Annotated in this window: 18 protein-coding genes; 7 read left to right on the forward strand and 11 right to left on the reverse strand. The window is 51.7% G+C overall.

Features of this window, described 5'->3' with window-relative positions:
- Positions 1 to 20 precede the first annotated feature (20 nt).
- On the reverse strand, positions 21 to 1,094 hold the full coding sequence (locus SC127_RS20300; protein WP_305798589.1) for a porin: 1,074 nt from the start codon (positions 1,092 to 1,094) through the stop codon (positions 21 to 23).
- A 925-nt stretch (positions 1,095 to 2,019) separates the two neighbouring features.
- Here SC127_RS20300 and SC127_RS20305 point away from each other — a divergent pair.
- The 6 genes from SC127_RS20305 to spy all read left to right on the forward strand — a co-directional run bounded on the left by SC127_RS20305 (position 2,020) and on the right by spy (position 8,886).
- Complete coding sequence (locus SC127_RS20305; protein WP_243078090.1) at positions 2,020 to 3,240, forward strand: aspartate aminotransferase family protein; 1,221 nt, start codon at positions 2,020 to 2,022, stop codon at positions 3,238 to 3,240.
- Complete coding sequence (astA, locus tag SC127_RS20310; RefSeq protein ID WP_243078089.1) at positions 3,237 to 4,283, forward strand: arginine N-succinyltransferase; 1,047 nt, start codon at positions 3,237 to 3,239, stop codon at positions 4,281 to 4,283. Before SC127_RS20305 ends, astA begins: the two co-directional genes overlap by 4 nt.
- On the forward strand, positions 4,280 to 5,743 hold the full coding sequence (astD, locus tag SC127_RS20315) for a succinylglutamate-semialdehyde dehydrogenase (protein WP_332627743.1): 1,464 nt from the start codon (positions 4,280 to 4,282) through the stop codon (positions 5,741 to 5,743). The genes astA and astD overlap by 4 nt, the downstream gene beginning before the upstream one ends.
- The gene (gene astB / locus SC127_RS20320; protein ID WP_332627745.1) at positions 5,740 to 7,068 is read left to right on the forward strand and encodes an N-succinylarginine dihydrolase; all 1,329 of its coding nucleotides are present in this window, start codon (positions 5,740 to 5,742) and stop codon (positions 7,066 to 7,068) included. The genes astD and astB overlap by 4 nt, the downstream gene beginning before the upstream one ends.
- A 49-nt stretch (positions 7,069 to 7,117) precedes the next feature.
- Positions 7,118 to 8,113 carry a succinylglutamate desuccinylase gene (gene astE, locus SC127_RS20325; protein ID WP_215846964.1) on the forward strand — a complete coding sequence of 332 codons (996 nt, stop codon included), beginning with the start codon at positions 7,118 to 7,120 and terminating at the stop codon, positions 8,111 to 8,113.
- A 281-nt stretch (positions 8,114 to 8,394) separates the two neighbouring features.
- On the forward strand, positions 8,395 to 8,886 hold the full coding sequence (gene spy / locus SC127_RS20330) for an ATP-independent periplasmic protein-refolding chaperone Spy (RefSeq protein WP_243078086.1): 492 nt from the start codon (positions 8,395 to 8,397) through the stop codon (positions 8,884 to 8,886).
- Positions 8,887 to 8,990: 104 nt separating this feature from the next.
- Here the strand turns inward: spy and cho are convergent, their stop codons facing one another.
- From cho to SC127_RS20355, 5 genes are all read right to left on the reverse strand, one after another.
- Positions 8,991 to 9,851, reverse strand: a complete 861-nt coding sequence (cho, locus tag SC127_RS20335; protein ID WP_215846963.1) for an excinuclease Cho — start codon at positions 9,849 to 9,851, stop codon at positions 8,991 to 8,993.
- 63 nt (positions 9,852 to 9,914) lie between these two features.
- Positions 9,915 to 10,805, reverse strand: a complete 891-nt coding sequence (gene yddG, locus SC127_RS20340; RefSeq protein WP_332627747.1) for an aromatic amino acid DMT transporter YddG — start codon at positions 10,803 to 10,805, stop codon at positions 9,915 to 9,917.
- A gap of 65 nt (positions 10,806 to 10,870) precedes the next feature.
- A complete protein-coding gene (gene nadE, locus SC127_RS20345) occupies positions 10,871 to 11,695 on the reverse strand; it encodes an ammonia-dependent NAD(+) synthetase (RefSeq protein ID WP_215846962.1) in 825 nt (274 codons plus the stop codon).
- 118 nt (positions 11,696 to 11,813) lie between these two features.
- Positions 11,814 to 13,016: a multidrug effflux MFS transporter gene (locus tag SC127_RS20350; RefSeq protein WP_243078083.1), complete on the reverse strand. Its 1,203-nt coding sequence runs from the start codon at positions 13,014 to 13,016 to the stop codon at positions 11,814 to 11,816.
- Positions 13,013 to 13,600, reverse strand: a complete 588-nt coding sequence (locus SC127_RS20355; RefSeq protein WP_215846960.1) for a TetR/AcrR family transcriptional regulator — start codon at positions 13,598 to 13,600, stop codon at positions 13,013 to 13,015. Before SC127_RS20355 ends, SC127_RS20350 begins: the two co-directional genes overlap by 4 nt.
- Positions 13,601 to 13,790: 190 nt before the next feature.
- Here SC127_RS20355 and osmE point away from each other — a divergent pair, with 190 nt between their 5' ends.
- Positions 13,791 to 14,126 carry an osmotically-inducible lipoprotein OsmE gene (osmE, locus tag SC127_RS20360; protein ID WP_215846959.1) on the forward strand — a complete coding sequence of 112 codons (336 nt, stop codon included), beginning with the start codon at positions 13,791 to 13,793 and terminating at the stop codon, positions 14,124 to 14,126.
- Positions 14,127 to 14,180: 54 nt separating this feature from the next.
- Here the strand turns inward: osmE and SC127_RS20365 are convergent, their stop codons facing one another.
- The 5 genes from SC127_RS20365 to kduI all read right to left on the reverse strand — a co-directional run bounded on the left by SC127_RS20365 (position 14,181) and on the right by kduI (position 18,630).
- Positions 14,181 to 14,546 (reverse strand): DUF6515 family protein, encoded by a 366-nt coding sequence (locus tag SC127_RS20365; protein ID WP_332627751.1) that lies wholly within the window; start codon positions 14,544 to 14,546, stop codon positions 14,181 to 14,183.
- A gap of 197 nt (positions 14,547 to 14,743) precedes the next feature.
- The gene (locus tag SC127_RS20370) at positions 14,744 to 16,135 is read right to left on the reverse strand and encodes an L-cystine transporter (RefSeq protein ID WP_215846957.1); all 1,392 of its coding nucleotides are present in this window, start codon (positions 16,133 to 16,135) and stop codon (positions 14,744 to 14,746) included.
- Positions 16,136 to 16,286: 151 nt separating this feature from the next.
- Positions 16,287 to 16,877, reverse strand: a complete 591-nt coding sequence (locus tag SC127_RS20375) for a metal-dependent hydrolase (protein ID WP_243078081.1) — start codon at positions 16,875 to 16,877, stop codon at positions 16,287 to 16,289.
- A 138-nt stretch (positions 16,878 to 17,015) separates the two neighbouring features.
- Positions 17,016 to 17,777, reverse strand: coding sequence for a 2-dehydro-3-deoxy-D-gluconate 5-dehydrogenase KduD (kduD, locus tag SC127_RS20380; protein WP_243078080.1), 762 nt, complete (start codon positions 17,775 to 17,777; stop codon positions 17,016 to 17,018).
- 16 nt (positions 17,778 to 17,793) lie between these two features.
- Positions 17,794 to 18,630 (reverse strand): 5-dehydro-4-deoxy-D-glucuronate isomerase, encoded by an 837-nt coding sequence (gene kduI / locus SC127_RS20385; RefSeq protein ID WP_332627754.1) that lies wholly within the window; start codon positions 18,628 to 18,630, stop codon positions 17,794 to 17,796.
- Positions 18,631 to 18,773 lie beyond the last annotated feature (143 nt).

The raw sequence follows: 18,773 nt of genomic DNA on the forward strand, positions 1-18,773 counted from the left end.
GTTAAGTGAGGGCAGGGCGATTAGAACTGGTAGATCAAGCCAAGTGCAGTGATATCGTCGGTCGCCAAGCCGAGTGCGTTATCATCTTTCAACAGGTTGATGCGGTATTCACCGTAGACCGACATGTTTTTGTTGAAGTAATAGGTCGCACCCACAGAGGTATATTTGATGATGTCAGCATCACCAATGTTCTCGATCTCTTTACCTTTTGACGAAACGTAGCCGACAGAAGGACGAATGCCGTTCAGGAACTGATACTGCGCAACGGCTTCAAAGTTCTGCGCTTTATTAGCAAAACCACCAGAAATTGGTGTGGCATTCAGCGTTTCGCCGTACATTGCTGCCAGATAGATCTGGTTGGCGTCATATTTCACGCTTGTTGCCCAATGTTGTGCTTTCTCGCCTTCACCGCGTGCGGCAGCATTCTGGGTTTCAGTACGATCAAGGCTGGCAAATGCGCCGGCGAAGCTCAAACCAAAATCAAAGTCGTAGGTCGCAGACAGCGCATAGCCATCACCGTTTGAACGGCGCACGCCGTCGGTATTGCCGCTACGATCGTTTTTCCCTTGATACTGGGCGGCGATATTCAGGCCATCAACCAGACCAAAGAAATCTTTGTTACGCCAAGTCAGCACGCCCGTTGAACGGCCAGACAAGAAGGCGTCGGTATAACCGGAATCGCCCCCAAAGAATGGCAACATGTCGGTGTTAGCCAGCGCGTCATAAACCAGACCGTAGTTACGGCCATAATCCAGCGATCCCGCCTGGCCAAATTTCAGGCCCGCGTAGCCAAGACGCGTACGGTTACCGGTTTGTGCATCGCTGCCTTCAGAGTTGCGCAAACTGTATTGATATTGCCAAAATCCGTAACCGGTTAACTGATCGGTGATTTTCGTTTCACCTTTGAAACCAAAGCGCGCATAGGACGATGTATCGCCATTGTTACTGTCATCATCAGAAAACAGGTGAGAAACGTTAATCTTGCCCACTAAATCGAGCTTATTACCGTCTTTATTATAAATTTCTGCTGCTTGAGCAGTGGAGATACTGATCAATAACGGCATTACAGCCGCCAGTAAAGAGCGCTTCATCATTTTAATATTTACCTGTATCAATTAATTATTATCCCCCAGAGAAGGGGTGAAAAGAAAATGACACAGAAAGATAATTCATCCTAGCGTAATAACTGTAACAAAATGTATATTTAATCTTTGTTATCACAAAAACGCATATTTAAGGTTTATTTTTCCTTAAAGAGATTAGATTTTCATATGAAAGATAAATCTCCGGTTCTGTTTTATTATACTTAAAGATCAATCATTTAATGATTTAAATGGACTTAATTCCATTCAAGTAAGTTGTTCGGGTAATGAGTAGAACAAAAAAAGTGTTATAGCAATATGATCAGGCGTCATTATCAAATAAAAGCATTTCCATATCTAATGATTAGCCTGATCATGTTTGTTTTTTACACAGCAAGACAAGATATTTCTGCTTTTATAATAACGTTAGAAATAGATGTGGAATAACGCACAGTGCGTTTTATTGATGATTAAAATGCATGCTAAATTTCGCTTTGTTTAAATTCTGTTTAATATAGATAATAAAAACCTGGCTTGTTTATCCCTTATTTCCCCGTTTGCCCCTTTCTTTAATTCACGTGATTCCTCGCTTGCACTGCAAATGCGCAAATTGCCCTCAAATTGGGCAGCAGATGCCCGTTTTTGGACAATTAATTTATCAGCGATCACAAAAGCGATATTTCATAGCGCAAATGCATAATTCCGCTATTTAATACTCGGCGCAAGCGCCTCGTTAAGATAATTATTCACTAATTATGCAAATAAAGTGAATGGTGCTCGCACTTAACTCATTGATATTTGGTAAGTCAAAACGTTTTATGCATTTTTGTCCTTGGCTGGCACGCTATCTGCAATCTAGAGTAGAGCAGCGTTAATCAAGAATTTAACAACTTTAAAACAATAGCTTTACCCAGCCGGGAAAGCAGGAGAGAGAGTTATGTCACTGCACGTTTCACGTCACGACTTTGATCAATGGATGATGCCGGTTTATGCGCCTGCCGCTTTTGTGCCGGTGCGTGCCGAAGGCTCAACGGTTTGGGATCAAAATGGAAAAGATTATATCGATTTTGCGGGGGGCATTGCCGTTAACGCATTGGGCCACGCGCATCCTGCTCTGCAACAGGCGTTGCAAGATCAGGCCGCTCGCCTATGGCACACTGGTAATGGCTATACCAACGAACCGATTCTGCGTCTGGCAAAACAGTTGATTGATGCCACTTTTGCCGATCGGGTCTTTTTCTGTAACTCAGGCGCGGAAGCCAATGAGGCCGCATTAAAGCTGGCCCGTAAAGTTGCGCACGATCGCTTTGGTGCGCATAAAAGCGGCATTGTCGCCTTCACTAACGCCTTTCATGGTCGCACCTTATTTACTGTCTCTGCGGGTGGTCAACCTGCCTATTCAAAAGATTTTGCGCCGCTGCCGCCCGATATTCAGCATGCTGCGTTCAACGATCTTGAAGCCGCCGCCGCGCTGATCAACGAAAATACCTGTGCAGTGATTGTTGAGCCTATTCAGGGTGAAGGCGGTGTATTACCGGCCGAGCCCGCTTTCCTGCGCGGCTTGCGCGAGTTGTGTGACAAACATCAGGCGCTGCTGATTTTTGATGAAGTGCAGAGTGGCGTGGGCCGCACGGGTTCACTTTATGCCTATATGCATTACGGCATCACGCCGGACGTATTAACCAGCGCCAAAGCGCTTGGCGGCGGATTCCCAATTGGTGCCATGTTGACGCGTGAAGATTTAGCCTTGGTCATGGGCGTGGGCACGCACGGCACGACTTACGGCGGCAATCCGCTGGCGGGCGCGGTCGCAGGCAAAGTCATGGAACTGATCAATCAGCCAGAAATGATGGCGGGCGTGGCACAACGACATACCTGGATTGTTGAGGCGCTGGATGAGCTGAATCAGCGTTTACATCTGTTTAAACAGGTACGGGGACTCGGACTGCTGATTGGCGCGGTATTGAGTGATGACTTTGCCGGTAAGGCAAAACAGATCAATCTTGCTGCGGCTGAGATGGGCGTCATGGTGTTGATCGCCGGGGCAAATGTAGTGCGTTTCGCCCCTGCACTGAATATCAGCGAGCAAGAACTCAGAACAGGTATGGCACGTTTTGCCGAGGCGTGTGAATCCTTTGCGCGAGGAACATCGTCATGATGGTTATTCGTCCGGTTGAACGGGATGATTTAAGCCAGTTAATGGCGCTGGCGGGCAAAACCGGTGGCGGGCTAACCTCGCTGCCCGTTGACAGCGCCACCTTACAAGCACGTATCGAACGTTCGCTACAAACCTGGGATGGCAGCTTGCCGCGCGCCGAGCAAGGCTATGTGTTTGTCCTGGCGGATAGCGAAGACAATCGCGCGGTCGGCATTTGCGCCATTGAAGTGGCGGTGGGTTTACAAGATCCTTGGTACAACTTTCGCGTTGGCACGCATGTGCATGCCTCCAAAGAACTCAACGTCTATGCAGCGTTACCCACGCTCTATTTAAGCAACGATCACACCGGCAGCAGCGAGCTTTGCACCCTGTTTCTCGATCCCGACTACCGCGACGGCAAAAATGGCTATCTGCTGTCTAAATCGCGCTTTCTGTTTATGGCCAGTTTCCGCGATCGCTTTATGGATCGGGTCGTGGCAGAGATGCGTGGCGTCAGCGATGAAACAGGGCATTCACCCTTCTGGGACAGCGTGGGTAGCCGCTTTTTTTCCATGGAATTTAGCCAGGCTGATTTTCTCAGCGGCACCGGTCAGAAGGCGTTTATTGCCGAGCTGATGCCGAAACATCCGCTTTACATTCATTACCTGACCGAAGAGGCGCAGGCGGTAATTGGCGAAGTTCACCCTAAAACCGCCCCCGCGCGCGCGGTGCTGGAAGCGGAAGGTTTCCGTTACCTGAACTATATCGACATCTTTGATGGTGGCCCAACGCTGGAATGCGATATCGATCGCATTCGCGCGGTGCGCAAAAGCCGTGTAGTGAATGTCGTAAAGGGTAAAACCGAGGCGGAGGGTCCACTCTGCCTGGTAGCGAACAGCCAGTATCGCCAGTTTCGCGTGGCGCTCTTGCCGGTCGATCCTGAAAGCGGCAGCGTGCAATTAACGGATGCACAGATGCAGGCATTGAAATGTCAGCCGGGTGATAGCCTGCGCGTAGTGACACTTTTCAATGAAAATAAGAACCGCGAGGAGAAAACAGCATGACGCAGATGATTAAAGGCGAATGGTTGGCCGGTAGCGCTGAAACCCTGACTAAACAGGATCCGGTCAGCGGCGAAACGCTGTGGCAAGGTCAGGCTGCGTCAGCACAACAGGTTGAGGCAGCGTGTGAAGCTGCCCGCGCAGCCTTTCCTGCGTGGGCGAAGTTACCTTTTGCGCAACGCCAAGTGTACGTTGAAAAATTTGCCGCCCAGCTTGAAGCCAACAAAGTTGAGCTGGCAGAAACCATTGCGCGCGAAACCGGTAAGCCGCGCTGGGAAGCGTTGACCGAGGTTGGGGCGATGATCAATAAAATCGCAATTTCCATCAAAGCCTACCATACGCGCACGGGTGAACAAGCCGATGGCGAAAGCTCGCTGCGCCACCGTCCACACGGCGTGTTAGCGGTATTTGGGCCGTACAATTTTCCGGGCCATCTGCCGAACGGACATATTGTGCCCGCTTTACTGGCAGGCAACTGTGTGGTGTTTAAACCCAGCGAACTTACGCCACTGACGGCAGAGAAAACCGTGCGCTTATGGCTGGCAGCCGGTTTGCCTGCAGGCGTGTTGGCGCTGTTGCAAGGCGCACGCGAAACCGGACAGGCATTGGCGTCGGATAGCCAAATTGATGGATTACTGTTTACCGGCAGCGCCAACACCGGGTATCAATTACATCGACAGTTTGGCGGACAGCCTGAGAAAATGCTGGCGCTGGAGATGGGCGGCAATAATGCGCTGATCGTCGAAGATCCTGCAGATATTGATGCCGCAGTGCATGTTGCGTTGCAATCAGCGTTTATCACTGCGGGTCAACGCTGTACCTGCGCTCGCCGCCTGCTGGTAAAGCGGGGAGCGGCGGGAGATGCTTTCCTGCAACGTCTGGTTGAAGTTAGTGCACGCTTACAGCCGGGCGCTTGGGATGCCGAGCCACAGCCCTTTATGGGCAGCGTGATCTCTTGCAGCGCGGCAGAGAAAATATTCCATGAATGGCAGCAGCGGGTGAACGCAGGCGGTAACGTGCTGCTGGAAATGCGTTGGCCCGATCGCCAACGCGCGCTGCTCACACCAGGCATTATCGATCTTACCGAGGTCCAAAACCTGCCCGATGAAGAGGTGTTTGGTCCATTGCTGGGCGTTATTCGCTATGACGATTATGACCAGGCTATTCGGCTCGCAAATCAGACGCGGTACGGTTTGTCATGCGGTTTAATCTCGCCTTCACGTGCGCATTTCGATCAGCTGCTACTGGAAGCGCGCGCCGGGATTGTGAACTGGAATAAACCGTTAACCGGTGCTGCCAGTACGGCGCCATTCGGCGGCATTGGTGCCTCTGGTAATCATCGAGCCAGCGCCTGGTATGCCGCCGATTATTGTGCCTGGCCAATGGCTTCGCTGGAAACGCCCGATCTCACGCTGCCTGCCGCTTTATCGCCGGGTCTGGATTTCTCAGGAGCGACAAAATGAAAGCGCAAGAAGCTAACTTTGACGGATTGGTGGGGTTAACTCACCATTACGCCGGTTTGTCGTTTGGCAACGTCGCTTCAACGCGTAATCAGCTCCAGCCTTCTAATCCACGGCTGGCAGCCAAACAGGGCGTGCTGAAAATGAAAGCGCTGGCAGACATGGGATTTGTGCAAGGCGTGATTCCGCCGCATGAGCGTCCTAATCTGCCTTTGCTACGCCAGCTGGGTTTCAGCGGCAGCGATGAGCAGGTGCTGGCTAACGCCGCGCAGACGGCGCCGGGTTTATTGTCTTCTGCCAGTTCCGCCTCGGCAATGTGGGTGGCGAATGCGGCAACGGTTTCCCCTTCAGCGGACAGCGCCGATCGCCGGGTGCATTTTACGGTTGCCAACCTCAACAATAAATTTCACCGGGCAATTGAAGCCCCAGAAACGGCGCAATTGCTTCAGGCCATCTTTCGCGATCCGCAGCACTTCAGCGTGCATGACGCGCTGCCGCAAGTTTCAATGTTTGGTGATGAAGGGGCGGCCAACCACAATCGCTTTGGCGGTGATTATGGCGAGGCGGGTGTACAGCTGTTTGTTTATGGACGCGAAGCCAGCCGCGAGGCGACATCGCCTCACCGTTTTCCCGCACGACAAACCCGTGAAGCCAGCGAAGCGGTGGCGCGCTTGCACCAGCTTTCCGCTGATCAGCTGCTCTTTGCTCAGCAAAACCCGGCAGTGATCGATCAGGGCGTTTTTCACAACGATGTTATTGCGGTCAGTAATCAAAACGTCCTGTTTTGCCATCAGCATGCATTCGTAGAGCAGGCCGCGTTGCTGGCACAGCTGAAACAGCGCGTGCCCGGTTTTGTTGCGATTGAAGTGCCAGAAAATCGGGTTAGCGTGCAGGAAGCGGTGAACACCTATCTGTTTAACAGCCAGCTGCTTAGCCGGCCTGATGGCAGCATGATGCTGGTTTTACCTGAAGAGTCACGCCAACATGCCCGCGTCTGGGATTTCCTCTGTGAGGAAGTCGAAAAGGGCGGCCCGCTGCAGGCGCTTAAGGTGTTTGATCTGCGCGAAAGCATGGCAAACGGCGGCGGCCCAGCGTGTCTTCGTTTACGTGTGGTACTGACGCCGGAAGAACAGCGGGCAGTGAATCCAGCCGTATTCATGAATGATCGTCTGTTTACTGAGCTGAATAACTGGATTGATCGTTATTACCGTGATCGCCTGACGCAAGCCGATCTTGCTGACCCACAACTACTGCGTGAAGGACGTGAAGCGCTGGATGCGTTGACCAAGCTGCTAGACTTAGGAAATGTGTACGCATTTCAGCAGTGAAGTGCAGGCAGCTGCGGCTGCCCTTCACTTCACGCGATAAGGAGGAACGATGCAGGATTTTTTACAACAGACGCTGTCCGGTAGAGCGCCACGCAAACGTAAAGGTGAAACCGCGCACCTTCACTGGCAATGGCTCGACCACGGCATTCTGTTGATGGAGCCAAAAGAAAAAGCGCTTCAGGCAATGGTGATTTCAGCAGGGATACACGGTAATGAAACCGCGCCGGTGGAGATGCTTAATCAGCTGTTGCTGCCGTTATTAAACGGCGAAAAACCGCTGCAACAGCGGCTGTTAGTGATCTTGGGCAATCCGATCGCGTTAAAAGCCGGTAAGCGTTACATGCATTACGATATTAATCGCCTGTTTGGCGGACGCTGGCAGCAGATTGTCGATGGGGATGAAGCGCACCGTGTCTTGCATCTTGAACAAGCGGTGGAAACGTTCTGGCAAGCGTGTGAGGTGGACGAAACGCGCTGGCATCTGGACCTGCATACCGCTATTCGCGGCTCATATCACACGCGCTTTGGCGTGATGCCGCAGAGCGATCGTCCATGGCCGCCGGCGTTTCTCGACTGGCTGGCAGCGGCGGGTATGGAAGCATTGGTATTTCATCGCGCTCCCGCTGGCACGTTTACCCATTTTAGCTGTGAACATTTTGCGGCTGCCAGCTGTACGCTGGAGCTGGGTAAAGCGCTGCCGTTTGGTAAGAATGATTTGTCTCAGTTCTCCGCTGCTCAGCAAGCATTGGCTGCACTGCTTTATGGCGAGGCTTTACCGGATATTACGCAACGACCAAAACATTATCGCGTAGCGCAACAGATTACGCGCAAGAGTGAAAGTTTCGTTTTGCATATGGGCAGCGACACGCTGAACTTCACGGCGTTTCCACAAGGGACGTTGTTAGCGGAGGATGGCGAGACGCGCTACTACGTTCAGCAGGCACGAGAATATGTCTTGTTTCCTAATCCCAATGTCGCACTGGGATTGCGTGCAGGATTGATGTTAATAGAAGAGGGCGAGCAGACCCAGGCGCTGCCACTCTAGAATGGGCTCTTTTGACCTAAAACCGCGGGAGTTTTGCTTCCGCTTTCTTACCAGAACCCTTACACTCCTCCTTAATTTCTCGCGTTTCCGCAGTAAATTCATACTCTTTTGCAATTCCTCACGCATTTCTTCTCATTCTCTTCATGATTGCCGGATTTCTGTCTTTTATGCTTTCACGGCTTTACTCAGCCTCTGAGTAGTTGACGTTCAGCGTCGTATGCTTGTTTCCGAAGACACGACAGAGCGCTGTCGTCATTAATCTGAATAATAAGGACACTATTATGCGTAAACTGACTTCCCTTTTACTGGCTTCTTCGCTGGCGTTTGGTGCAGCTAGCGCTGTCCACGCTGCGGCTGACAACCTGACACCACCACCGGCAGCCGGTAGCGAAAAGCCAATGCATAAGCCGCCGATGCACCATGGCATGAACATGATGTTTAAAGGTCTGAACCTGACCGATGCGCAAAAAACAGAGATGCGCGATATCATGAAACAGAGCCGCAAAGAGATGAAGCGTCCGTCGCTGGAAGAGCGCCGTGCTAATCATGCGCTGATCGCCGCTGATAGCTTCGATAAAGCCAAAGCTGAAGCGCAGGCTGATAAAATGACCGTCAATGCAAAAGAGAATGCGGTTGCCATGATGGAAACGCAGAACAAACTCTATAACGTGTTGACGCCTGAGCAGAAAAAACAGTACAACGCGAATTTTGAAAAGCACTTGACCGAGAAAGGCCCGCATGACGGCAAAATGACGCCACCACCAGCGGAGTAATTGGCGCTGATACTCTAAGGTCTTGAGACCGCCGACGTTGTCCACCTCATTCGTGTCGTGGGCAGCGTCGGCGGTTTTGTTTTGCCAGGGCTTTTAGTGGCGTGCTACAGAGGATGAATCGGATATTCACCCGACAGAACCGGGCGGCAGAGAATTTTGTAGCCGTCGTGATCGAATCCACCCGGTGCACGCTTCAGCAACTTTGCTTCTTCCAGCGTCGTAACCGAGCCCAGATAGAACCAGTGATCGATGACGTGAATCTGCGTCATGTTTTTACCGGTTTCGACCAATCCCACCGCACCTTGCCATGGCCAGCAAAACACCCGGACATTCTCCAGTGCTGTTAGCAGGCGATCTTGATGATCGCTGATCGGCTCTTTACCGCAACACGCCCCCGCGCACTTACGTAACGCTGAGCGGAAGCAGCCGCGCTGGGCGCTAAGCGCTTCCAGTCCCAATAATCCATGACAGAGTTGATAGTCATCCGCCAGTTGTTTGAGCCTTTCCAGTGCGGCAAAACGGCTGCGATAGAGACCAAACAGATTCGGTGACTGGGTAAAGTCGAGTTCACGCGCATACACCACCTGCGGTTTACCGTCGGTGATCTGCAAGGAGCAGAGTTGACGATTTTTTCGCAGGCGTTTGTTGAACAGCGGCTGCTGGGTTTTGATCATCTGCGCTTCAAGCAGCAGCGCGCCGAGATCGCCTGCGGTGGGGATCCATGTCACGCGGCGCGACTGACGCAGCATTTTGGCTTCATCCGGCGTTCGGAAATGGGACATCACGCGTGAACGTAAATTAACGCTTTTACCGATGTAGAGTGGCAGCGTTTCGCTTTCACCATGAAAGGTATACACGCCGGGTACATTCGGCAGGCCTTCCAGCCATTCACGCAGGTGTTCGGGATATTGATAAATAGCAGCCGCGTCGAACTCGAGGCGGTGCGTTGCTGCACGTCGGACCAAGATGAACTCCAATTACTGGTTGTCCATACAGTCTAACAGGGCGGTGAAATGTTCGCCAGCGGCTTAAAGTCGCCGCGTTGCCAGCCAGCAGACTATCGATCCCAGCGTGATCATTAATACGCCTTGCCAAAAAGCCAGCGCAGGCGTTAAACCCAGCCACAAAGATGCCAGCGAGGCGGATAATACGGGTGTGAAATAGGACGCCGTCGCCAGCAGCGTGAGGTTGCCATGCTGAATGCCGTGATTCCACGCAGAATAGGCAATGGCGGTGGACGTTCCCATAAACAGCACCTCCAGCAGCGGGCGCAGGCCAAAGTGCAGCGGTGCGCTTTGTGCATCAAAGACATATTTCAGCCACAGCGCCAGCGCGGTCATCATAAAAAATAGCGTCACACCGTTGGTTCCGCGTGAATAACGCCGTGTGATGTTATTGTAGAGCGCCCAAGCGATGGCCGCGATAAAGGCCAATGCGTAAGCCAGCGGATTACTTGAAAGATTGTTCAACAGCAAAACGGGGGATCCTGCGCTTTGACCTTTCATCACCCAAATAATCCCCAGCAGTGAGAGCGCTAATCCGGGCCACAGCCACAGGCGAAAACGCTGCTGATTAAAGGGAATCGCCAGGATGATGGTCAGACAGGGCCACAAATAGTTGATCATCCCCAGTTCCAGCGATTGGTTGCGATTGCTGGCAAGGCCAATCGCTAATGCCAGACTGATTTCATAACCGACAAACAGCGCGCCACCCCCCCATAAATAGGCTTTCGGCATAGCGCCAATGTTGGGGATACCGCGTGTGAAGCAGAGTAATAATGCGGTTGTCGAATAAATTAACGCGGCGCCACCGGTGGCACCAAAAGCCTCACTGACACTGCGTAACAGGCCAACGGTAGTGCTCCAGAGCAAAATTGCGGTAAAACCAATCAGGGTGGCACGAGAAAGCGGGGTTAGCATTGATGACTCAACAGGACTGAGTGGAGAGTATTTCCCCTGCACGCAGGCAGGGAAAATCGGTGGGCTTACTTCCAGAAATCGTCGAAAACGGTGATCGGTGGACGACGTTTATGCTCGGTTTTCAGATACCAGCCTTCAATAATATGGGCAGTTTCAGGTGCAACCTCTTTGCCTTCAAGATAATCATCAATCATCTCGTAAGTGACACCAAGCGCGACTTCATCTTGCAGGCCAGGACGATCGTCTTCCAAATCTGCAGTCGGCTTTTTCAAATAGAGATGCTCTGGGCAACCCAGCTCTTTTAGTAACTGCTTACCCTGACGCTTATTGAGGCGGAACAGAGGATTGATATCGGTACCGCCATCGCCGTACTTGGTAAAGAAACCGGTTACGGCTTCTGCGGCGTGATCGGTGCCGACCACAACACCTTTGGTCATACCCGCAATGCTGTACTGCGCTTTCATGCGCTCACGCGCTTTCTCGTTACCACGGATAAAGTCGGAAAGCGTAATGCCCGCCTCTTGCAATGCACGTTCACTGGCAAGCACCGCTTCCTTGATATTCACCGCCAGCGAACGATCTGGCTTAATGAAGGCCAACGCATCCTGACAATCCTGCTCATCCGCCTGCACGCCAAAAGGCAAGCGCACCGCGATAAAGGTGTAATCATTATCGCCTGTTTCTTCACGCAACTCAGCGATAGCCAACTGCGATAATTTACCAGCGAGCGTGGAATCCTGGCCGCCACTTATACCCAGTACCAAGGTTTTTAAGCCTGTATGGCGCTTAAGATAGGATTTGAGAAAATCGATACTGGTGCGAATCTCTTGTTGAGTGTCGATTGTTGGCTTAACGCCAAGGGCTTCAATGATTTCCTGCTGCAGTGACATGAACATCTCCTCAAGTCAGTAGCCTGTCGGCACGATGCGAACTGTCTATTAAAGCTAACGTGCATAACCGAAAACAACAAGTCAAAGCGACGGATGTTTTCGGTTAACCGTTGCTAAATCAGGCAGTTTTCACCTTGGGTTCAGGTTTTTTTGCCAGCAGCGTGAACATCACTATCGCCGACATGAAGCAGCCAAAGATCGTTGCCGTCATGCTTAAGACTGAGGTTCCGCCGATACCGGTGATCGGCACAGCCAAAGCGCCCAGACTGAACATCGTGACGCCAATAACAGCCGATGCGCTGCCTGCACGATGCCCCTGGCTCTGCATTGCCAACGAAGAGGCCGTGGTCGCAATCACACCATTACTGGCGATGGTAAAGAAAAGCGCGACCAGCAGCAGCGGTAATGGCGCAGCGGTGAGGGCGGCCAGCAACAGCAGGCTTGAGGCGACAAAGGCCAGCGTCAAGCCGCCTTTCAGCACGCGATATTCACCCCAAAGCGGGCAGAGGCGGGCGCTGGTTTGCGAGGCGATAACCAGGCCGACACCATTGGCAGCGAAGCAGAAGCTGAAGGCCTGCGGCGATAAACCGTAAATTTGCTGTAAGACGAAAGGTGAAGCGCCGATATAGGCAAACATGCCTGACATCATAAAGCCTTGGGTCAGGCAAAAACCCATAAAGGGACGATGCGTTATCACCTGACCTAAAGCGGCATAGGCTGAAAAGATGGATCCTTTACTGCGGCGCTCTTCAGGTAACGTTTCATGCAATTTCCAACGTGCGAGGAAGATCAGCAACACGGCGATGCAGCCCAGCACCACAAAAATGCCACGCCAGTTAAGCACCGTCATCAGCACGCCACCCAGCACGGGCGCAGCGATGGGCGCCAGACCGTTAACCAGCATTAGCAGAGCAAAGAAGCGAGTAAGCTCGTGCCCGCTGTACATATCACGCGCCACCGCACGTGATAACACTGCGCCGCCCGCACCGGCTAATCCTTCGAACAGGCGCGCCAGCAGAAGCTGGTTAATATCCTGTGCCAGTGCGCACCCTATCGAGGCGATAAACAGCAGAACCAGCGATAACATCAGTGGGCGAATGCGGCCAAATTTGTCACTCATCGGGCCAAACAAAAGTTGTCCCGCGCCAAGCCCTAATAAACCTGCTGTCAGGCTGAGTTGTGCAGTGGAGGTTTCAGTATTCAGATCGTGCGCGAGTTGTGGCAACGCAGGTAAATAGAGATCGATACAAAGCGGCCCAAGTGCTGCCAGTAATCCCAGCGTGATGGCATAGACCAGCCGGTTAGAGTGTGCAGGTGTCATTTATCCTCTGAATTTTTAACAATATGATGAATCAAGGCGTGGTAAAGGGAGTGAAGTGAGGTGGCTGACGCCTTCTGCGGTGTCAACTGACGAAAAGCGGTACCTTCAACCAGCACCGCCAGTACCTCAACGCGAGCGGTAATCTGCTCTTCATTAAGCTGCGGATGATTCAGCTGCATGTTATGGCAGGCATTACTGAAAATACGCTCATCAGCAGCGCTCAGTATTTCTGCCACGCGTGGATTGCGGCTCGCTTCGGCAGCCACTTCCAGCATCAGCATTTCATCCTCCTCGCTTAGCGTTATGCGACAGGCAAGCAGGGTTGCAATGTGCTGGGCGTCGAAATGGTCGCTCATGGCCGCAACTTTGTTGTCGACTATGCGCTTTACCATCTCTTCAATCAGCGCGTCTTTGCTGGGAAAATAGCGATAAATTTGCCCGACGCTGAGATTTGCCCCCCTTGCCAGCTGCGCCATACTGGCCGCGTGAAAACCGAATTGGCGAAAGCAGTGACGCGCCGCTGAGATGATTTCATCCTTGCGGGTACGATGGCGTTCTTCTCGGGCTTCACGCTGTTTAGTCATGCCAACTCCAAATAATAGTTTTGAGAGTGCTTATTCTCGCTGGCGATTATACGGATGCCTTGACGTCAAAACAGCTTTCTTTACTAAAACCTGACGCTTCGGACTGCACTTAAAGTTCGCCATAAACTTGATAAACCTGCATTTATGTTCCAGGCTTCTCTGACATGGACAAAAAATGAGGAACAACAAGATGAATAAAGTGATGGGATGTATCGCTGCGGCGCTGACGCTGGCTGCTCTGTCTGGTTGTACGACTTACGATCGCGCAGAAAGCTACGTGACTAAGCCGGTAGTTAAGGATGTTAAAAAAGGGATGACGCGCGATCAGGTTCGCCAAATCGCCGGTACGCCGTCAACTGAAATCACGATGGTTCATGCACGCGGCACTTGCCAGACTTATGTACTGGGCGAGCGCGATGGAAAACCGCAGACCTACTTCGTGAGCTATAGCGATACCGGTCGCGTTATGAATTATGGCTTCCAGAGCTGTGCTGAGTACGATACTGACCCACAAGCTAATCAGTAATCGCAGATTGAAAACAAACGGCCCGTCAATGACGGGCCGTTTTTCGTTACGGGGTTATAAACCCGAAGGGCGCGGGACCTCAACATAATCGCCGTTGATTTCACGCTGATAGTAGTGACCTTCCTGCACATAAAACCGCTTGCCGTTAAAGTCCAGGACGCGCATGCCGCCGCCGGAAGGTTCAGCAGGAGGCTCAACGACAACGTAATTGTCGCCCTGTCGCTGATAGTAACTGCCATTGAGCAGGTAATAGGTGAGTCCACCAATCAATACGGCGGTAGCGGCGTCAGGCAGGAAACCCAGTCGACCTCCGCCTCCCCAATGTGGGCCCGGCCCATGCCCCCAATCACCAGGATGAGCAAAGGCAAAAACAGGCGATAACAGGGTTAACGCCAGTACCGAGGCGATAACTTTTTTCATGCGTATTCTCCTACTAAGACTGCCTGCAGGATTCTCTTTTTAGCGGGTAAAGACAAGCTGAAAAACAGCGATTTTTCGCCTGCTTACTACGCTTAACGCTTTCTTAACGGGGCCGCCATGATGGCGAGAAATTGTGGAGGACTTTCTGCGGGAAGATAAGAAAGCCTGGCGTAAAGTCGCCAGGCTTTGGGCTGAATTTAGCGATGCGCCAGCTCGGCGTGCTCGTCGCTTTCCAACACTTTTTTGTCTGTTAAACCTAACCAGCGGCTGGTCAACGAGCCTGCTGTCATTGAACCATTCACGTTCAAGGCGGTACGGCCCATATCAATCAACGGTTCGATGGAGATTAGCAGCGCCACCAACGTTACCGGCAGGCCCATTGCAGGCAGCACAATCAGCGCTGCAAAAGTCGCACCGCCACCCACGCCTGCTACGCCTGCAGAGCTAAGCGTAACAATGCCAACCAGCGTCGCAATCCACAGTGGATCAAATGGGTTGATACCGACGGTAGGCGCCACCATTACCGCCAGCATGGTTGGGTAAAGTCCAGCACACCCATTTTGACCGATGGTGGCACCAAATGAGGCGGCAAAACTGGCAATGGATTCAGGAACACCCAGGCGACGCGTCTGCGTTTCAACACTTAATGGAATGCTGGCAGCGCTGGAGCGGCTGGTAAAAGCAAAGGTAATTACCGGCCAAACTTTTCGGAAGAAGCGCATCGGATTAATGCCATTTACCGACAGCAGGAGCGCATGCACGGCAAACATCATTGCCAGACCCAGATAAGAGGCCACCACGAAGCTGCCGAGTTTAACAATGTCTTGCAGGTTCGAACCGGCAACCACTTTGGTCATCAACGCCAGCACGCCATACGGCGTCAGCTTCATGATAAGACGCACCAGCTTCATTACCCAGGATTGCAGCGTATCAATCGCCACCAGCACGCGCTGACCTTTTACTTCATCATCTTTCAGCAGTTGCAGTGCAGCTACACCGAGGAAAGCAGCAAAAATTACCACGCTGATGATCGAGGTTGGGTTTGCGCCTGTCAGATCGGCAAACGGATTTTTTGGGATAAAGGAGAGCAGCAGTTGTGGAACGCTGAGATCGGAAACCTTGCCAACATAGTTGCTTTGAATAGCACTCAGGCGCGCGGTTTCTTGCACACCTTGCACTAAACCTTCAGCGCTCAGGCCAAACAGGCCGGTAACAAATACGCCAACCAACGCTGAAATCGCCGTAGTAAACAGCAGCACACCAATAGTAAGTACGCTGATTTTACCCAATGACGAGGCGTTATGCAGGCGTGCCACGGCGCTGAGAATGGAGACAAACACCAACGGCATGACGATCATTTGCAGGAGCTGCACATAACCATTACCGACAATATTGAACCAGCTAATGGAGGTTTTCAGCGTTGCGCTGTTTTCACCATAAATCAGCTGTAATACCAAACCAAAAAGCACACCGATCACTAAACCGGTCAGCACTTTTTTCGACAGGCTCCATGAATTGCGACCGAACCGCGAAAGCAGCGCCAGTAGCAGCACAAAAGCCACAATATTGAGAATAAGAGGAAGGTCCATACTGAAACTCCAGAGTAATGCTGCAGAAAGTAAGCGGTATGCAGCATAATGTTAATCACGAATTAAGCCTGACCGAATGGTATCAGCAGGTTGTGGTGCAGCCTTATATCCAAATGGAATGCTTTATAACTTAATGTCGTGATTTGTCTGTTTACTGTGCGCTTTGTGCAGAAATAAGGCGACTGACGCCATTTTGCAGCGTATCAAACAATTGGCTGGGCCAACCGTTTGCACCAAAGGAAGGCATTCCGACCGGAAACCACAGGGCATATCCCACCAAGCCAAGGCACAAAACACGTTCCAGCTGATTGCCTTTTTGGCTTCTGAGAATCGGCAAGCGAAAACGCCAGCGGCAGGGCCACAATAGCGGTACACCTGCAGGTGTAAGCATGTCTGCCACAATATGGCTGAGATAACCCAGCGTCATGCCTTGCAGCACATCAGCCGGAAGCGGCCAATCTTTGGGAACGTTGACTTGAAACAACCATAATGCCGCAGCGACTGCCAGCAGGCTGTGAGTGAATCCGCGATGACCAAAGACGCGTGCGATAGGCTGAGAAATCCATCTTAATCGTTGGCCGAGCAGGGATTTAGGGTGATCGATATCGGGCAGCAAGCAGGTAAGTAACGTTGCTGGGATCAAATGCCACCAATCCGCTTCCGCCATCACTGGCGTGAGTTCGGCGCGTTTAGCGAATATAGCGCTGGCAATGGCAAAAATGATGTGGCCTTCGCCCGTCATGATAAAACCTGGCTGCAAAAAACTGTCGATGCATCCAGTATAGGGATTTAACCAGTAAATGAGAACATGTGACGCTGTAACGAAGCGTTAATTTTTTTCAAATTATAGCGGGCAACGTTACGTGGCCCGCCCAAATAATTAACGTGCCAGCCATCCTCCATCAACGGCGAGGGTATACCCATTGATATAGTCGGAGGCGGCAGAAGCGAGAAAAACAACCGGTCCCATCATGTCATCAGGATTACCCCAGCGTCCGGCTGGAATGCGGCCAAGAATTTCCTCGCTACGTGATTCGTCGTTACGTATCTGCTCGGTATTATTGGTCGCCATATAGCCCGGCGCGATGGCATTTACATTGATGTGGTGTTTTGCCCATTCATTGGCCATCAGGCGGGTTAAACCCATCACTGCACTTTTTGAAGCCGTATACGAAGGAACGCGAATCCCGCCCTGGAAGGAGAGCATGGAGGCAATGTTGATGATCTTGCCGCCGTGACCTTGGGCAATAAACTGGCGTGCTACCTGCTGAGAGAGAAAGAACAAGCTTTTGCTGTTGATGTTCATGACATCATCCCAATCTTTTTCACTGAAGTTCAGCGCATCTTCGCGACGGATAATGCCGGCATTGTTTACCAGAATGTCAATTTTACCGGCGGCGGCGACGGCTTCTTCGACAACCTGAGAAACCACTTCAGGATGAGTAAGATCGGCCTGCACGGCCCAAAATTTGCGACCCAGCGCTTCGACTTTGCTTTGGGTGTCATCAGGACCGGCACGGTTGACACCAACGATATCGCAACCTGCTTGCGCCAGTCCAAGCGCCATTCCTTGTCCTAAACCGGTGTTGCAGCCGGTTACCAGCGCCACTTTACCTTCCAGATTAAATGCATTCAGTATCATTTTGCTTCTCCTCTGCTTAACGCAGTTCGCTGATTTTGACGTGATCCATGTCATCAAAGACCTGATTTTCACCCACCATGCCCCAGATAAAGGTATAGCGCTGTGTACCCACGCCAGCGTGAATTGACCAGCTAGGCGAGATGACGGCTTGCTCATTGTGTACCAACAGATGGCGTGTCTCTTGCGGCTTGCCCATCATATGGAACACCGCAGTTTCTTCGCTCATATCAAAGTAGAAGTAGACTTCCATGCGGCGCTCATGAGTGTGACATGGCATGGTGTTCCACAAGCTGCCTTCTTCCAGTTTGGTTAAACCCATGGTCAGTTGGCAGGTGGGTAAAACATCGGGCACGATGAATTTATTGATTGTGCGGCGATTGGATGTGGCTGCATCGCCTAACGTTGTCGACGAGGCTTCTTGTAGCGTGATTTTTTTATCAGGAAAGGTGCTGTGCGCGGGCGCACTGTTGTAATAAAACTTGGCGGGCTGAGCGGGATTGACGCTGCGGAAACTGAGGTTGCGGGCACCTTTGCCAACATACAGCGCTTCTTGATTGCCGATTTCCCAGGTTTTGCCATCAACCTCAATCACGCCCGGCCCGCCTACGTTGATCACGCCGAGTTCGCGTCGCTCAAGAAAGTAGCTCACGCCAAACTGCTTGCCGAGCTCATCGCCGAAGTTAACGGTACTGTTCACCGGCATTACACCGCCGATAATGATGCGATCAATGTGGCTGTAGGTCAGCGTGTAGGTATCTGCTTCGAAGATTTTCTCAATCAGAAATTCGCGACGAAGCGCGGCGGTATCCAACTGCTTGGCGTGATCGCTGTGAATGCTTTGACGAACGTCCATCTCAGGCCTCTCTGCAAAATTGTTGTGCGCGCCCCGGTTGGGGGATTCTTTGCGCATCTTAGGCAGAGTGGTATGTGAATTCAATAAAAATGAAACGTTGTTTTATTTATTTGCGGCAGAGATCAATTCTCTGAACTTTGGTA

The organism is Pantoea sp. T14, assembly GCF_036663535.1.
GTDB lineage: Bacteria > Pseudomonadota > Gammaproteobacteria > Enterobacterales > Enterobacteriaceae > Pantoea > Pantoea phytostimulans.

Excerpts from the sequence above, each read along its gene's own strand:
- SC127_RS20300 (WP_305798589.1), bottom strand. The coding sequence starts at position 1,094 with ATGATGAAGCGCTCTTTACTGGCGGCTGTAATGCCGTTATTGATCAGT.
- SC127_RS20305 (WP_243078090.1), top strand. The coding sequence starts at position 2,020 with ATGTCACTGCACGTTTCACGTCACGACTTTGATCAATGGATGATGCCG.
- astA (WP_243078089.1), top strand. The coding sequence starts at position 3,237 with ATGATGGTTATTCGTCCGGTTGAACGGGATGATTTAAGCCAGTTAATG.
- astD (WP_332627743.1), top strand. The coding sequence starts at position 4,280 with ATGACGCAGATGATTAAAGGCGAATGGTTGGCCGGTAGCGCTGAAACC.
- astB (WP_332627745.1), top strand. The coding sequence starts at position 5,740 with ATGAAAGCGCAAGAAGCTAACTTTGACGGATTGGTGGGGTTAACTCAC.
- astE (WP_215846964.1), top strand. The coding sequence starts at position 7,118 with ATGCAGGATTTTTTACAACAGACGCTGTCCGGTAGAGCGCCACGCAAA.
- spy (WP_243078086.1), top strand. The coding sequence starts at position 8,395 with ATGCGTAAACTGACTTCCCTTTTACTGGCTTCTTCGCTGGCGTTTGGT.
- yddG (WP_332627747.1), bottom strand. The coding sequence starts at position 10,805 with ATGCTAACCCCGCTTTCTCGTGCCACCCTGATTGGTTTTACCGCAATT.
- nadE (WP_215846962.1), bottom strand. The coding sequence starts at position 11,695 with ATGTCACTGCAGCAGGAAATCATTGAAGCCCTTGGCGTTAAGCCAACA.
- SC127_RS20350 (WP_243078083.1), bottom strand. The coding sequence starts at position 13,016 with ATGACACCTGCACACTCTAACCGGCTGGTCTATGCCATCACGCTGGGA.
- SC127_RS20355 (WP_215846960.1), bottom strand. The coding sequence starts at position 13,600 with ATGACTAAACAGCGTGAAGCCCGAGAAGAACGCCATCGTACCCGCAAG.
- osmE (WP_215846959.1), top strand. The coding sequence starts at position 13,791 with ATGAATAAAGTGATGGGATGTATCGCTGCGGCGCTGACGCTGGCTGCT.
- SC127_RS20365 (WP_332627751.1), bottom strand. The coding sequence starts at position 14,546 with ATGAAAAAAGTTATCGCCTCGGTACTGGCGTTAACCCTGTTATCGCCT.
- SC127_RS20370 (WP_215846957.1), bottom strand. The coding sequence starts at position 16,135 with ATGGACCTTCCTCTTATTCTCAATATTGTGGCTTTTGTGCTGCTACTG.
- SC127_RS20375 (WP_243078081.1), bottom strand. The coding sequence starts at position 16,877 with ATGACGGGCGAAGGCCACATCATTTTTGCCATTGCCAGCGCTATATTC.
- kduD (WP_243078080.1), bottom strand. The coding sequence starts at position 17,777 with ATGATACTGAATGCATTTAATCTGGAAGGTAAAGTGGCGCTGGTAACC.
- kduI (WP_332627754.1), bottom strand. The coding sequence starts at position 18,630 with ATGGACGTTCGTCAAAGCATTCACAGCGATCACGCCAAGCAGTTGGAT.